The organism is Gemmatimonadaceae bacterium, from assembly GCA_037721215.1.
Taxonomy (GTDB): domain Bacteria; phylum Gemmatimonadota; class Gemmatimonadetes; order Gemmatimonadales; family Gemmatimonadaceae; genus UBA4720.
On sequence record JBBJNV010000027.1, the window covers coordinates 48,749 to 63,628 of the forward strand.

The window sequence follows — 14,880 nt, forward strand, 5'->3', positions numbered from 1 at the left end:
CCTATCGTGACTCACGAATTCGTGCGTGACGGCGAGACTTTGCAGGCGCAAGCCCGCATACCGGTTCTCCCGCTGCGTGATGTCGTCATTTTTCCCTACGTCGTCATTCCGCTGCTGGTAGGCCGACAACCTTCCCTGGCGGCAATCGACGCGGCAGTCGAAGGCGACAAGCTCATCCTCCTCGTCGCACAGCGAGAGGGCGAAACTCAGGAGCCCGGCGCGGGGGATCTGCATCGAACCGGCGTTCTTGGCAGAGTGCTTCAGGTGGCCCGCCTGCCAAACGGCAGCACACGGGTGCTTGTCGAGGGGTTTGCCCGCGCGAAGATCACCCGCTATGTCGGCGGCGGGCCGTTCATGCGCGCGGTTGCCTCTCCGCTGGAGTGGACCGAGTCCACCGGAGAACCCGAGACTCGTGCGCTTGGCAACAGGGTGTTGTCACTGTTCGAAGAGTACGTTGCGCTGCACCGCCGGATACCACCGGAAGTGGTCGGCCTGATACAGAGCACAGAGTCGGAAGAGCGGCAGGCATGGGGCGTCGCTGCTCACATGCCGGTGAAATTCGATGTCCGGCAGAAGCTGCTCGAGGCTCTCACATTGAGCAGCCTGCTCGACGCGCTTGCGAAAACACTGAACAGCGAAAGCGAGCTCCTACGTCTCGAACGAAAGATCGACGACGATGTTCGCGGAGCGCTTTTTCAGAATCAGCGAGAGTTTTATCTGCAGGAACAGCTTCGGGCGATTCACAAGGAGCTCGGCGAGGAGGACGGCGACGACTTCGGTGACCTCGAGACGCAAGTCGCAAACAAGCCGATGCCGGATCCGGTGCGCACGCGCACTCTCAGGGAATTGAGAAAACTGCGCCGGATGTCACCCATGTCACCCGAGTTCACAGTCTCTCGCAATTTCGTCGACTGGATTATCGGGCTTCCGTGGGAAGAACGCACGGACGAAGTGCTGGATGTGACGCATGCGCGACAGATCCTGGACGAAGACCATTACGGGCTGGAGGAGGTAAAGGACCGCATCCTCGATTTCATTGCCGTGCTCGCGCTCGTGGGCCGCATCGACGGCCAGATATTGTGTCTCGTAGGCCCCCCCGGCGTAGGCAAAACATCACTCGGCAAATCGATTGCCCGCGCACTCGGCAGAAAATTCATCCGGATGGCGCTTGGCGGAGTGAGGGATGAAGCCGAGATCAGGGGGCACCGGCGCACGTACATCGGCTCGATGCCCGGGCGGATTATCCAGGCGATGCGTCGTGCCGAGGTCGTCAACCCGGTCATTCTGCTGGATGAGGTGGACAAGCTTGGGCAGGATTACCGTGGGGACCCGGCGTCTGCACTGCTGGAGGTTCTCGACCCTGAGCAGAACACTGCGTTCAATGACAACTATCTCGAAGTCGACTACGATCTGTCGCAGGTGCTGTTTGTCACTACGGCCAACAGTCTTTCAGGCATTCCGGAAGCACTCCGCGACAGAATGGAGATTATCCGGCTGGCCGGTTATCTCGACCATGAAAAGCTGGCTATCGGGCGTCAGTATCTCGTGCCTCGCCAGCTCGAGGCAAACGGTCTGAGCAGTTCCGACATTACGTTTGAGCCTGATGTTCTTGCGGCCATCATGCGGGGGTACACGCGGGAAGCGGGAGTGCGCGAGCTCGAACGGCGGATTGCGCGAGTGGCGAGAAAACTCGCTCGAAAGCGAGCCGAGAATATGGCCGGGTCCGCGACTCAGATTGTTCGGTCGGCAGACTTGAAGGAGCTGCTTGGTTCGCCGCCATTCGATCCGGATGACACGTCGCTCGAGGACAAAGTCGGCGTGGCGGCTGGCCTGGCCTATACATCCGTCGGCGGCGAGGTTCTCGAAATCGAAGTCAGCGTGGTGAAGGGGCGGGGGAAATTGCAGCTTACCGGCACCCTGGGTGATGTGATGAAGGAATCCGCGAGCGCGGCGCTCAGTTATGCGCGCACCCGTGCCCGCCAGCTGGGCCTCGATGCGGACTTTTACAAGAATCGGGACATCCACATTCACATGCCTGCCGGTGCGACGCCGAAGGACGGGCCCTCGGCGGGGATTGCCATTGCTACCAGCGTAATCAGCGCATTGACTGGTGTACCCGTGCGCGGGGACGTTGCGATGACGGGCGAGATAACGCTTCGAGGGCGTGTGCTGCCAATAGGCGGCCTCAAGGAGAAGTCGGTTGCCGCGCACCGCAACAAGGTGTCGGATGTCATCATTCCCTTCGGCAACGCGCGAGATGTCGACGAGTTGCCTGAAGAGGTTCGCGCGGCGGTTCGGTTTCACCCTGTGAAGACGATGGACGAGGTCCTGGCAATTGCAATGCGGGGCGATTCGCTCAAGAAAGCGGCGGCGCGGCGCGCGGCGCGAGCGACCCGCGCGGGCGATCACGCTCACAACGGCGGTGAGTCGATTCAAGACGTCATTACGGCGCACTGATGGCTGATGCCGGCGGTGCAGACCCGCTGGTTATCCGGTCGCTGGAATTCATGGGTGGAATGGCGTCTGCTGGCGGCTGGCGGCCGGACACAGACCTGCCGGAAATTGCGTTCGCCGGCCGGTCGAATGTTGGCAAGTCGTCGCTTCTCAACCGGTTGGTGAAACGCAAAGCCTTCGCGAGAGTGAGCCGCACTCCGGGCCGGACCCGCGAGATCAATTTCTTTCTCGTCAACGATCGCTTCGTGCTGGCTGACCTCCCGGGCTACGGGTACGCGAAGATCTCGAAAGAGCGAAAGGCTGAATGGCGCCCGTTGCTCGAGGGCTATCTTGGCGGAACGACAAGGCTGGCCGGGGTGGTGCAACTGCTGGACATCAGGCGTGCACCGAGCGAAGATGACGTCTCCATGCTGGATTTTCTCGCCCACCTCGAAATACCGACGATCGTAGTCCTTACGAAGGTCGACAAGCTATCCCGGGCTAGTGTTGCTGCTCGCACCGGCGAGATCGTCAGGGGGCTGATGCTCGATCCAGCGCAGACCATCGAGTTCAGCGCCATGACCGGTGCAGGTCGTGACGAGCTGGCAGCGGCAGTTTCGTCGATCGTTGCAGCGCATTCGCTTGCTGTGCAGCCGGACAGCGATACAGTGGATGCTCCTCTCGAAGTTCCGCGGAGTGAGGGTGCCGCATGAAATGTTTCGTGTCTGGATGCCAGGCATGCCGGCGATGAGGTCATTCCGGGTCTGGACGCCGATCGCGGTGGTAGTACGGATATTTTTGGTTTGGGCGGCAGGCGTAATTGTCGTCGCGGCTTGCGCGCCGTCCACGCCGGGCGCGGCTGGCGGCGATCCGGCGCCCGTGGTGGTCGACGACAGCGCGGGCCGAGGCAGCGTCCCCGTTGGCTACGGCTCGCTGCGCCAGGACGACATTGCAACCCGGCTGGAGCCGCCGGGGCTGATCGTCCGCGCCATTCCACTCGATGAGAACATTATTCGTCTTCTCACTCCGGATTCCTACCGTGCACTGCGGGATCTGCAGGAAAGCAACCGAAGGACGATTGAACAGATCACGCGCCGGTCTGGAGGGCGCGCTCCCGATCTGTGGTACGTGTCTTTTTACGGACTCGAAGACAACGCGAGGTTCAGCCCGATGGATCTTGTAATAACGAGTGGTGGCCAGGATTTCAGGCCGATCGATGTCATACCGTTGAGCACCGGCTTCGGCGAGCAGCGCCTGCGACAGCGAGAAACGCAGAGCGCGGTTTATGTGTATCCCGGCGACATCGATGTCGATCACCCGTTGACAGTAACGTTCCAGGGTCAGCGCAACTCTCTCTGGGAGCAGGTGCTGCAGAGAATCGAACGAGAGCGAGCGCTAGTAAGGGCCCGGGCGTCGGGCGGATCGGCGCGATAGGGAAGACGGCTAAAACCGCAGGCCGACCAAAATGGGTATGGCTGCTCGTCTTGTTTGCGAGCCACCCGGGAACCAGGTGAGGCGAGTTTCGGCGAATACCGACGCAGGCCCAAGACGGGAGAGAAGGCCAGCTCCGCCCGAGAGTGAGGCACTGCTCTGCCCAACAAGCGAAACCGACCGAGCGCCGCTGTCACCCACGCGTTGGAGAGTCCTGGTGGTGCTAAGGCGTTCAATTCCTGCACCGGCGATCAGATACGGCCGGAGCGCTCGTGCCGTCGAGAGCGCATAGGTTGAAAAAAGGCCTGCGCCGTAAAAGCGTCCGTAGGATTCAGAGTCTGCATTGTTGTGGGCGTTCCCGGTAAAGCTTCCGGCCAACCTGATACCGACGCGGGAGTTGCCGAGTGGCCGTTCATACCCGAAATGGAGCGACAGGGCAGGATCGATCACCGCGCCGTCGCGGAAACCAATCGCTTCGGTTCCTGCTGCGAACAATAACCGTCCGGTTACGGCCTCGACTTGCTGGGCATCGCTTACCCGGCTCATGGCGCAACATGCGAAGACGAAAGCTGCAAACGCACGCACCGACATTGTAAATACTCCCCTTGAAAGTAGAGCAACCGTTGCGACTGACCTCCTGATCTTGGCCCCGACTCAGATCGATTGCCAACCTTTCGACACGGCGATGAGGAGCATAGTTGCTCATTTTTCCGCCGGCAGTTATCCCCTGAAGGTTAGTCAGTGATAGCTTAAGCCCATGACGAAACGCAACGACCTGAACCGACCCAAATGACCCTTCTGCCGCTTCGCAAGCTATCTGAACGCCCGACCGCATCTGCAACGATGGACTGGCTGTCGCAGATGGATGCCGCACTAGCCGACAGGCCGGCTGACTGGGCGCTGTTATGCAGACAGACGCTGTGTGACATAGCGTATCCGCAGTACTCTACGGACTGGGAGACGTCGGTGGAGGATACTGCGCTGCCGCTTTTAACGCGACTTGCGCTTAGTGCGCTCGATCCGCGGAATGTCACGCTCGAGCCGGAGTACTACGCCGAATGCGACGATGAGAAGTTTCAGCGCGTCAAACCCCTTCTCTGGCTCTGGTATTCGTTCGATCGCACGCCACTCGGCGGCCAGAACGTGGATCTCGGAGTCAGGCTGAGGAGATTGCTGGCTCAGCAGATCTTCAAGAGGTGCGGTGCAAACTTCAAGGCGTTCCAGAACGTGGAGTTCTCGTTTGGCTACAACATGGATGTCGGTGACGACGTCGTGGTGCACCGCCATGTGCTGCTCGACGATCGCGGCGGTCTTGCCATCGGCAACCGGGTGTCGATCAGCGATTACGCAAACATCTACAGCCACACGCACAGCATTGTCGATCAAAGAGATGTGACTGACGCGGTTACGACACTGAGCGACGGCGTTCGCATCACTTACCATGCGACGGTCCTGGCGGGAGTGCATGTGGGGGAGGAAGGAATGGTGGGCGCGTGTGCGGTCGCGACAAAGGATGTGCGGCCCTACCACGTCTACGTCGGCATTCCGGCCAAGAGTGTAAGAGTCAAGCCGAACGCACCGACTGGTACAGGCAATCTGACGACCGTGAAGGTGCGCTAGCCCGGGGCTCTCAAAACACGCGCAGAACGTCCTCGACTGGGCCGGCATCGCCCGATGCAAGAAGCTTCCGGATGTGCGTGAGCGCTTCGACCTCACGCGGCCAGACGAACCTCGACGCCGCGTCGGCGGCGGACAGCCATTCGTGCGTCTGGTGTTCCTCTCCAAGCGCGACCGTCGCTGGCTCGTCAACGAATGCGGCGAACACGACGGCGAGCTGGACGGTCTGGAACATGTGCAGATAAAACGGTTGCACTGTCACGTTGTACAACCGGACGATGGTGAGCCCTGTCTCCTCCATCACCTCGCGTACTGCAGCATCCTCCGGGCGCTCACTCCGCTCGATCCGCCCATGTATGGTTTCCCATGCATTCGGGCAGCGAGTGTCAACCGCGCGCTGGACCACCAGAATCTTCCAGCCTTCCGGCAGCGGCCGGATGACATATACATCCACTACCCCGGCGGTTATGCCGGTCATTGCCGGCACCTCGAGGTCATCTCCCTGCTCCCGGGTGGTTGCATCCTGAAACGAATCAAGCGACTTACGTGGCGCCGTGCGAGTATCAGCTTCCACGTCCGGGAGTTTGTCATCGGGCACCAGCGTTTGTGCGCTGCCGCGTTCGGCATTCGCTGCGACGGCAGGCGATCGAATCTGCTGCTCGAGCACCCTCAGCAGCTCATCGCCATCGGTTTCGCCGCGAACGAGATGTGCGACTCCCGATTCCCAAAGCGATCTCGAACCACCGCGACGCGCCACCTGAGTCAGGACGTCCGCCGTCGACCGGTCGGCGATGGCTCGCTCCAGGTCGGAGTCGATCTGAATAATTTCCGTAACGGCTATCCGGCCGCGATAGCCGCTCATTCCGCAGAGAACGCATCCCGCCGGGGCGAAGACCATGATGTTCCGTGAGAGGGATGGTCGCAGCTGCACCGGCGCCCCGCTATTAGCCACGACGCAGCAATTGCTGCACAGTTTCCTTATCAGCCGCTGCGCGATAACGCCTTTGAGTGCGGCCGATAATTTGGCGCTATCTACGCCGAGATCCGTCAGTCTCGTGATGGAGCTGCAGGCATCGTTGGTATGAAGGGTGGCGAACACAAGATGGCCTGTCAGCGAAGCCTGGATTGCGATTGCCGCCGTCTCGCGGTCTCGAATCTCGCCGATGAGAACGACATCGGGGTCCTGTCTGAGAATTGACCTCAGCGCCGAGGCGAAAGTGAGGCCCGCCTTGTCGTTGATCTGTACCTGCACGATTCCGGGAATGCGGTATTCAACCGGATCTTCGACCGTGATGACGTTCAGACCGCGATGCTGAATCTGACTTAGCGCGGCATACAGTGTTGTCGTTTTGCCCGACCCAGTTGGGCCGGTGACGAGGATGAGCCCCTCGCGCACTTCAAGAAGCTTTTTCATGCGTGGCGCATCGAAAGCATCGAGGCCGAGGGATTCGAGGGATCGAAGGGCGTGGCGGGGGTCGAGTATGCGGATGACCACCTTTTCGCCGTGCGAGGCGGGCAGCGTCGACACTCTGAGATCGATTCTGCTCCCGCCGAGAGAAATCGATGCATGACCTCCCTGAGGCCTCAGTCGATCGGCGATATCCATCTTCGCCATGATCTTGATGCGTGACACGAGCGGCACGCCAACGGGTTTCGACAGTACCGCGACGTGGCGGAGGAGCCCGTCCACGCGATGGCGGACGGCGATGCCATTCTCTTCCGGCTCGAGGTGGATGTCGCTGGCTCTCTGATTGATGCCATCGGCGACGATACTATCGACGAGACCGACGATTGTATCGGCGATACCCGCTGAAGGCGGCGATTCACCTGACCGAGCGGGGGAGTCAGGCGGCGTTTGTCTATTCGCTGTTCCCGGCTTTGACACAGGCTGGGCGCTGTATACCTGTTCGATACGCTCAGCAATCAACAATGGCGGCGCCAGTGACATCCGCACCGAGCGGCCGGACACGAAGGCAAGCATCTGCTCGCAGTCCATGTCATATGGATTCGAAGTCGCGATATCGAGTGTGGATGCCGAGACGGCAAGTGGCAGAACGTGGAAGCGTCTCGCGAGCCGTTCGGGCAGCGCCGCGCGTGCGTTGTCGGACACCGCCAGTCGCGGCGCGATCACTGCGTGTGAACGTCTCGCGATCTCTGTCAGCAGGCCCTGATCGGTGATGAGATTGGAACGTACGGCCGCTTCCCAGTAACTGTCTCCGACGGAGCCAGTGATAGCGGCAAGAGCACCCGCTGGCAGGATCCCGGCGAGGATTGGCAGCAACCACTTGTCACGTGGTTCGCTAGCAGCGTTCAACTGGTTCCCCGGATTGCATTCGCTCAATGTGGGCCTGGTTGTCGGCAGCATGACAATCGCCGCGCTGCGCGGAGAATCGTTCGCGTTCGCAACTGATTCTTGCTTTGAATCTGATACCAGTGGAATATTGGCGCGACTGATTTGCCCTGGCCTCACCTGCGCCGCGTCGGGCGAAACTCAAGTGCTGTTTACCTCGGTCATTGCGGGTTGATGTCCGGCTTCCGAGAGACGATCGTGACTTGCAACATGGTCGGGAAAAAAGCGGGATCCGCTCTGTTTCAAGCGAGTAGCATCGCAATCGCGCTGTCTGCCCTCTCGGTGCCTCTGGCCGCACAACGGCCCGTTACGGCCGCTGGTGTCGTGGTTGGGTTCGCGATCGACAGCGTTCGGGGAAGAGCGCTGAGTCAGGCAATAATTCAGGTGGCCGGCACCTCGCACAGTGCAATTGCCGACGCTTCGGGAAGATTTCGCATGGCCGACTTACCTCCAGGGTCGTACGAGCTCGAAGCCTTTCATCCCTTCCTTGACACCCTGGGGATAAGGCTGCGAACGCGCACGTTCCAGTCGAGCGCGAGTGATTCAATCTTCGTCGTCATCAGCACGCCCTCGGCCAGTAGCCTGGTAGAGCGGAAATGCACTCCTGCCGAGAGAAAGCTGGGATCCTCCATGGCGATCGGGATGGTTTTCGACGCCGAGACCGGACAACCATCGACGGGGGCGGTGGTTTCGATTGAGTGGACGGATTATCAAGTGGACCGAAAGTCGATTGCTCGTACTCCGCAGAAGCGGACGACGACGGTTCTGTCCGATGGTTCGTACGAGCTCTGCGGAATTCCATCCGATCTGGAGACCGGGATAGCTGCATCGAGGGGAAGCGATACAACAGCGGCCCTCAGGGCAAACTTCAGCTCGGGGATCGCGATTGTACCCTTTCGTCTTTCGCCTCCTGGTGGAGTCACGGAGGGGGCAGGCGGGCGGAACAGCGGCTCACCCGTGAGCCGCCGCGTCAAGCGGGGTATTGGAGTGGTGCGGGGCCGCATTCTCGACGCCGCGAACGCGCCGATCGCGGGCGCACGCGTGTCATCCGAAGACGATGGGGCCGTGACACTTTCAGGTGCCGACGGCTCTTTCGGGTTGGGTGGCTTACGGCCCGGCACACGCGGTGTGGTCGTGCGCCGCCTTGGTTTCGAGCCCGTGAGGGTACCGGTCGAAGTTGAATCGGGTGCCGGGCGGCTCGTCGAAGTGAAGCTTACAAAATTTATTCCCGTGCTCGAGACCGTCCGGGTTTCGGCGCTTCGCGAGCACGGCCTCCAGCAAGTCGGCTTCGCAAGTCGGAAGACGTTGGGGGCGGGCCGCTATTTGTCGCCGGACGAAATCGCCCGGAGAAATCCTCCCAGGCTGACCGATCTTCTCCGTATAATTCCTTCCTTCCGAATTGGAACCACCTCGAGCGGACAACCGTACGTGACTGGCAGGTTGGGGGACTGTGTCAGGTACTACGTCGATGGCCATCTGTGGGCTGACGCTGGCGGCACCCCCGATGACTTCGTCTCCGGAGCGGAGCTCGGCGCCCTCGAGGTCTATGGTGCGCAGTCATCTCCGCCAGAATTCACGGCATTCGGGAGGAACGGGAAACCCTGCGCCAGTGTTGTTATCTGGACTAAGTGGAAACTCAGAATCTGAATTTGAAGAACAGCGGCCAGAAAGAATAACGGCACCCCTCCATAATCCCGCCCCACGTCAACCGAAAAGTGGGTCCTCTCCCGGTCGTGTGGGTCATCGGGGCTAAACCCAGTCAGTGGCGCGTTGTGCGTTTACTGTGACACCGTTGCCCGTTCATCCGTGACCCCTATCGACTGCATCAGATTCGGGGGCGTGAGGATCAATCACGGTGCGCAGTAAACTGAAAAACGGTGAACTGAAAAACAGGAAACGCAAAACACGCCACTGTCCCTTTCCGGGGGTCTCTCACCCCAAATCACTCGATCGGGAGGAGACCCCGAGAAGTTTTACAGCACCGCCCAGAAATCCCGCCCGACGTCGACCGAAAACATCCAGCGCCCGTCGCGTAATCCTCGCGAGACATCTATGCGCAGGAGATCGAACACCGATAGCAGGCCTGCTCCGGCTGAGGGGTACCAACCCTGGACGGTTGGTCCAAACTGCCAATTGACAGGCACGGACCGACGTGACCTCGGTCCTTCGGACCTCAATACATGGACGTACGGAGCGAATGTAATTTCTGCAGGAGCGCGGCCGTAGCGGCCCAGTTTGATCGACGGAAAGGGCAACGGGGTTCGCAGTTCGAGTCGCTGACTCACCCCGCCGCGTCCCGCGAACTCGTGGAATTCGTACCCCGGCCCTGTGACAGGACCACCCAGATAGACCAGGTGTTGCGGCGGCAACCTGGAACTGCCTGCGGCAAGCGCGAGCAGCGAATGCGCCACGATGCGCCGACGGCCAAACGGTCGTTCAAAATTCCCGCTGAATGAATATCTCGACATCAAATCATCGCCGGCCGCAAACAGCGGGTCGATGTCTGAAGCGCGGGGGTGCCGGCGATAGGCCATCCCACTCGCTTCACCGTGCAAGCGTGCTTCCACGCCCGGACCGATGAGGCGAGTTGCGCGATCGACCACAAGTGTCAACCGCCGCTCGCGCATATACAATGCATCGATGGCAGGCTCATACAGACCGGATGCTGGCCGTGCATTCACCGCGAGCGGCCGGTGGTTTTCCGTCGCCGCTTCGATCGATGCGCTCCAGCCACGTGCAGCGGGGGTCCGCGCAATCAGTGAGAAACCGCGGACGCCAAACGGCTCAGTGTAGTCACTCCCGAATTCCTGGGCGGCGATGCTGTTCCTCACCTGCGACGTCTCCATCTCATCGCTTACATCTCGGTGATCGTCGTAAGCGGCGATACCAAATCCTGCCCCGCTTGCACGGCGGTAGAAAATTTCGCCGCGCGCTTTCAATCTCTCGTCAGCCAGCCCATAGCGCCCGCGCGCGCTGATCGTAAACCCGTCACCGAGCCGGCGCGCGAGCCCACCGCCAATGGCAAGGCCCTCAACGCGATTTACCCTGACGATATCGGATACTTTCCGCGCCGAGAGAGAAAGTGTCTGGCTTCGCGCCAGCGCCTGACCGCGCACCAGAGCGCGCGCTTCTTCCTGCACCTTTGCGACGTCTTCGTCCGTTGCCGCCCGGACATCGGGAGGAAGCGAGTCGAGTATGCCTCCCTTGAAAGGAAATGGAGACTGGGTTCCGCGTGGCGCCAGTACTATCTCGGGCCCCGCAAACAGCGCCTGCGGCAGCGTCTTGTTCACCTCATAGCAGCAGATTTCCCAGCGCCCGCGAATGATGCCGCGGGCCGGGTACTCCATCCATGTTCCCGTTCGGCGGATTTCGATTTCCTGCCTGCGCGGCAACCAGAATCTGCCGTCGATCAGGCCGTTCTCGAGTACGACACTTACATCCTCGAGATCCTTGTCCTTGAGCGCGGCCCGCGTGAAACTGAACGCCATCCGCACCACTTCCCCGCTTTCCCTGTCGATGTATACAGCGCCGATTGCGCGTGGCGAGCGATCGTTTTTCGGGCGAACGCGAACCTCGTAGACGTTGAGGCTCCTCGGGCCAAGGCGAATTTCCAGGGAATCGCGGACGGCATAGTCGTATTCCAGCAAGCCCGCTGCCGATAGCGGATGTGGAACATCGCGGACCTCATCGCCGTCGCCGAGCCGGATGATACTGGGGAAATTATTCTGAACGATGCCGAGGTGATCGCGATGATAGTTGATGTCGGTGGGTAACAGGAGCGTGTCGCGTCGGCCGGCAATTCGCTGCTTGCTGAGGTTCGGCGCACGCCAGTAGACCTCCAGCGCGAGCTCGTCGGCCTTGACGATTTTTGGAGGTTCGGTGAACCCCTCTCCAACCTGCGCCAGAAAGGTGAGATATCCGTGGGCGGCCGCCTGGTAACTTGCCAGCGCGGTGTCAGCGATCTGCCTCGCTCGCCGCTCGGTTGCCTGCTCCACAAGGGCGCGACTGCGCGGATCGTTCCACCCCTGCGCATTCAGCTTCAGGAAGGGCGATATTGCAGCCACTAAAGTGCTGGCGGCGAACAGCGCCGCGGTTGACCGTCGCATCATCAGGGAAAGGTATGTGAGAGATGTGCCGGGGCAATTGAATAACACTTTTCAAACACCGCTGTTCCGAATCTCATGAGCAACGGCTCATTCGATCGTTTCATGTCGCTCGCGAACGAACCGCTGTCGAACGGTGCAATGCGCCAGGGCGCATCGAGAATCGTTCCGGTGTGGCGCGATTGTCTCCTGGATACGGACACGCCGGTGTCGGCGTTTGCCAAGGTACGGCGCGGTTCCTTTGCTTTTCTTCTCGAATCCGCACCCGCCGGAGGTGAGACCTGGGCCCGTTACACATTCCTCGGCACTGAGCCCCAGGGGGCGTGGCGGCTTCGCGCCGGCACCGTGGAAGACTGGAATAGTGCCAGCGGTTGGCATAACGCGCGGACGCCCGCCGATCCGCTGGCGGATCTGGATTCGAGGATCAACAGCGCCACTCCGGTCGAAGTTCCCGAGCTTGGCGCTTTCTGGACCGGTGCGGTGGGCTATTTCGCGTACGACATTGTCCGGCACATCGAGAACCTTCCGCGCCGCCCCGGCGACGATGGCCTGGCTGACAGCATCTTCATCTTCACCAGGTCGATGATCATTGTCGACAGCCTCAGGTCGCAGGCTCGTATCGTCGTCGGTGTTCATCTTCGGGATGATGCCTCGCGATCGAGTACGGATCTCCGCGAGCTGTTCGATACTGCATCGCTGGAGATCGATGAGCTGCAGCGCCGGCTGCGCGATCCCTCTCCACTTGGCCAGCTCGCGCTTGATTCAAATCGCGCCCCTGCGACGGGCCGGTCGAGCATCGAGCGGTCCGCGTTCCTCGACGCCGTCGAGCGCATCCGCGAATACATATTCGCCGGAGACTGCTTTCAGGTGCTACTGTCGAGGCGAATCGAGCTCGAGGCCGACTTTGACCCCGTTTCGCTCTACCGGGTGTTGCGTGCCCTCAATCCGTCGCCGTACATGTACCACGTCGTGCTCGATGGGACCGAGATTGTCGGCAGCTCTCCCGAGCTGCTGGTGCGAAAAACCGGCAACCGGGTGACTGTCCGCCCTATCGCCGGTACGCGAAGAAGAGGCGTCGATGCCGACGAGGATGCGCAACTCACCGCGGAGTTGCTGGCGGACCCAAAGGAACGCGCCGAACACATCATGCTCGTCGATCTCGGACGCAACGATGTCGGCCGTGTTGCCTGTTTTGGATCGGTAGAAGTCACCGAGTTCATGCAGGTAGAGAAATACTCTCACGTTCTCCATATCGTCAGCGAGGTGGAAGGCGAGGTCGATTCAGAGGTGACGGCGATGGAGGTTTTTCGCGCGACATTTCCGGCCGGTACGATGACCGGTGCGCCCAAGGTTCGGGCGATGGAGATTATCGACGAGCTGGAGCCGGTAGCGCGCGGCGCGTATGCGGGCGCGGTTGGCTACATCGCGAGCGGCGGGCAGCGAATGGATCTCGCGATCACGATCCGCACGTGCATCATCAGCGGGGGGGTTGCAAGCGTCCAGGCCGGCGCAGGAATCGTCGCTGACTCCGTTGGCGAGCGTGAATGGGAGGAAACGGAGAACAAGGCTGGCGCACTGCTCACGGCGATTGCACGCGTGAGAGCGAGCGGCTGATGGCGCTCGATCTGGCCATGCCGGGTTACGCAAAAATCCGCGTTTCCGGCGCGCGGGGCCTTGTGATCGAACCGTGTCACGCTGTGCTCGAAACCATTCTCGCGTCAGGAACACTCTATTCGTACGCCGCCGCGCAGCCTGAGGCCCGCATCCTGACGGGTCGCGCGCCGGTGTATGCCATCCCACTGGCTGATGGGTGCGGCGATGTCGTGGTCCGGCACGCCATGCGCGGGGGGGCACTGGCCAAAGCAAACAGCGATCTGTTCATGCCCCCCACCCGCGGGCTCCGCGAGCTCGTCAATTCGCTGCGGCTTCGCATCTCGAAAGTATCGACGCCGGAGATCGTTGCGTTCGTAACCTACCGCGCGGGGCCAGTTTTAAGACGCAGCGACGTCGCCACCCGTGAAATCAAGAACGGTCACGACCTTTTTACGATTCTGGCCAGGATCGAATCAGGTGAGCAGCGTGATGCCTGCCTGCGCGCGGCGCGACGCTTGATGACATCTCTGGCTCGCGCGGGCGCGCATCACCCGGATCTCAATCTGCGCAACGTGCTGATCACCTGGGACGGGCCGGATGGAGCCGCGGCGCATGTGCTGGACGTCGACAGAATCCGCTTTCACGTTCCGGGAGATCCGATGGTCGAGCAGGCCAACCTCGCGCGTATCGAACGATCGATCAGCAAATGGAGGGACAGCAGGCAGATCGACGTGACCGAAAGGGAGATTTCGATGCTGCGTCTGGATGCTGGCCCAGGCGAATGACCGACGCGTCACCGCCGCGCCGGATCTGCATAGTAATGATGAGTGCAGTAGGTGACGCGGTGCACGTGCTTCCTGTCATCAATGCCTTGAAACGCGCCCTGCCGGGTTGTCACATCACCTGGGTCCTGCAAGCCGTTCCCGCCAGTCTCGTTCGCGGTCACCCCGCAGTCGACGAATTCATTGTTTTTGATCGCTCCCGCGGATGGCGTGCATTCAGCGATGCAGCCGCAGCATTGCGAGACCGGAATTTCGACCTGTTGATAGACCTTCAGGTGTACTTCAAAGCGGGCTTTCTCACCGCACTATCGGGTGCGCGCCGGCGGCTCGGATTCAACGTCGCACGCGCACGCGATGCCAACTGGCTGTTTACCACCGAACGAATCGCGGCACATCCGGTTCAGCACGTTCAGGATCAATACTTCGAATTCCTGACTCATCTCGGCATCCCCCAGGAACCTGTCGCGTGGAACCTGGGGCCTTGGCCCAACGAACGAGATTGGCAGCGAAACTTCACGTCCCGGTTCGATCGGCCTGTAGCGTCGATTGTGGTCGCCACCAGCAAACCGGC

11 protein-coding genes are annotated in these 14,880 nt (G+C 60.9%); 8 read left to right on the plus strand and 3 right to left on the minus strand.

The annotated features are described in order from the left end of the window. Positions 1 to 6 precede the first annotated feature (6 nt). The 3 genes from lon to WKF55_14285 are packed head-to-tail and all read left to right on the plus strand — an operon-like array spanning position 7 to position 3,867. A complete protein-coding gene (gene lon / locus WKF55_14275) occupies positions 7 to 2,457 on the plus strand; it encodes an endopeptidase La (GenBank protein ID MEJ7760747.1) in 2,451 nt (816 codons plus the stop codon). Then, positions 2,457 to 3,146 (plus strand): ribosome biogenesis GTP-binding protein YihA/YsxC, encoded by a 690-nt coding sequence (gene yihA, locus WKF55_14280; GenBank protein ID MEJ7760748.1) that lies wholly within the window; start codon positions 2,457 to 2,459, stop codon positions 3,144 to 3,146. Before lon ends, yihA begins: the two co-directional genes overlap by 1 nt. 34 nt (positions 3,147 to 3,180) lie before the next feature. After that, positions 3,181 to 3,867: a hypothetical protein gene (locus tag WKF55_14285; protein MEJ7760749.1), complete on the plus strand. Its 687-nt coding sequence runs from the start codon at positions 3,181 to 3,183 to the stop codon at positions 3,865 to 3,867. A gap of 9 nt (positions 3,868 to 3,876) precedes the next feature. Here WKF55_14285 and WKF55_14290 read toward each other — a convergent pair whose 3' ends face one another. Further along, positions 3,877 to 4,410, minus strand: coding sequence for a hypothetical protein (locus WKF55_14290; GenBank protein MEJ7760750.1), 534 nt, complete (start codon positions 4,408 to 4,410; stop codon positions 3,877 to 3,879). 243 nt (positions 4,411 to 4,653) lie between these two features. Between WKF55_14290 and WKF55_14295 the strand changes: the two genes are divergently transcribed. Continuing rightward, positions 4,654 to 5,484, plus strand: a complete 831-nt coding sequence (locus tag WKF55_14295; GenBank protein MEJ7760751.1) for an acyltransferase — start codon at positions 4,654 to 4,656, stop codon at positions 5,482 to 5,484. A gap of 10 nt (positions 5,485 to 5,494) precedes the next feature. Here WKF55_14295 and WKF55_14300 read toward each other — a convergent pair whose 3' ends face one another. Then, positions 5,495 to 7,795 (minus strand): ATPase, T2SS/T4P/T4SS family, encoded by a 2,301-nt coding sequence (locus tag WKF55_14300; protein ID MEJ7760752.1) that lies wholly within the window; start codon positions 7,793 to 7,795, stop codon positions 5,495 to 5,497. Between the two features lie 234 nt (positions 7,796 to 8,029). On the opposite strand from WKF55_14300, the gene WKF55_14305 reads away from it, so the two are divergent. Continuing rightward, a complete protein-coding gene (locus WKF55_14305) occupies positions 8,030 to 9,478 on the plus strand; it encodes a carboxypeptidase-like regulatory domain-containing protein (protein ID MEJ7760753.1) in 1,449 nt (482 codons plus the stop codon). 326 nt (positions 9,479 to 9,804) lie between these two features. On the opposite strand, the gene WKF55_14310 is transcribed toward WKF55_14305, so the two are convergent. Next, a complete protein-coding gene (locus tag WKF55_14310) occupies positions 9,805 to 11,940 on the minus strand; it encodes a hypothetical protein (protein MEJ7760754.1) in 2,136 nt (711 codons plus the stop codon). A gap of 72 nt (positions 11,941 to 12,012) precedes the next feature. Here WKF55_14310 and WKF55_14315 point away from each other — a divergent pair, with 72 nt between their 5' ends. From WKF55_14315 to WKF55_14325, 3 genes are all read left to right on the plus strand, one after another. Next, positions 12,013 to 13,548 carry an anthranilate synthase component I family protein gene (locus WKF55_14315; GenBank protein ID MEJ7760755.1) on the plus strand — a complete coding sequence of 512 codons (1,536 nt, stop codon included), beginning with the start codon at positions 12,013 to 12,015 and terminating at the stop codon, positions 13,546 to 13,548. Further along, entirely contained in the window at positions 13,548 to 14,312 is a 765-nt protein-coding gene (locus tag WKF55_14320; GenBank protein MEJ7760756.1) for a lipopolysaccharide kinase InaA family protein, read from the plus strand. The genes WKF55_14315 and WKF55_14320 overlap by 1 nt, the downstream gene beginning before the upstream one ends. A 35-nt stretch (positions 14,313 to 14,347) precedes the next feature. Next, a partial coding sequence (locus WKF55_14325; GenBank protein MEJ7760757.1) for a glycosyltransferase family 9 protein occupies positions 14,348 to 14,880 on the plus strand: 533 nt, incomplete at its 3' end.